This window comes from Mesorhizobium sp. M7A.F.Ca.US.006.04.2.1, from assembly GCF_004022915.1.
In the GTDB taxonomy this organism is placed as follows: Bacteria; Pseudomonadota; Alphaproteobacteria; order Rhizobiales; family Rhizobiaceae; genus Mesorhizobium; species Mesorhizobium ciceri.
Window position 1 is genome coordinate 1 of sequence record NZ_RZQA01001591.1, and the last position, 536, is coordinate 536.

At 62.9% G+C, this 536-nt stretch carries 1 protein-coding gene; it reads left to right on the plus strand.

Annotated elements, in window-relative coordinates:
* Nucleotides 1–13: 13 nt before the first annotated feature.
* On the plus strand, nucleotides 14–412 hold the full coding sequence (locus EN925_RS38910; RefSeq protein ID WP_050596175.1) for a hypothetical protein: 399 nt from the start codon (nucleotides 14–16) through the stop codon (nucleotides 410–412).
* The last annotated feature ends 124 nt before the right edge of the window (nucleotides 413–536 follow it).

Consider the following 536-nt stretch of genomic DNA (forward strand, 5'->3'; position numbering starts at 1 on the left):
GTCGGGCACGAACCTGCCCACTGCATCAGACCCGGGAGCGATAATGGACGCTTTTGCCGCCGATTTTGCCCGTTCCTGCGGCTACGCCGGCGACAGCCTGGCCTTGCTTGAAGCCTTCGAAGCAATCCGTCGCAGCGGCATCGCCCACGCCCGTCAGGATCACGTCAGGCGCAAGGCGGTGATCGACGAGTTGAAACCGTCGGAGGCGCTGTTCCTGGCCGCTATCGGTCCGGCACTCTCGGCGCAGGAGGTAATCGAGGACGCCGCCCGCTTCATAGCCTGCTGGCGCAACATACCGCGCTGGCGCCAGGAGCGGCGCCTGCCCGACCTGATCAGGGCCAAGCAGCAGCGCCTGGTGGCGCGCTATTTCCGCCGCCATGGCCACAGGCTCTGGGCAAGGGAAGCGGTGTGAGGACTGGACCAGCCATTTGCGGGTTCCATCAGCCATTTTTTCTTTCTAGACTGCGCAGGGGTGGCTGACCGTTCGACGTGCATAGTTTGGAATGTTCAAGACTGCCCGCTCAAAATTTCAAACC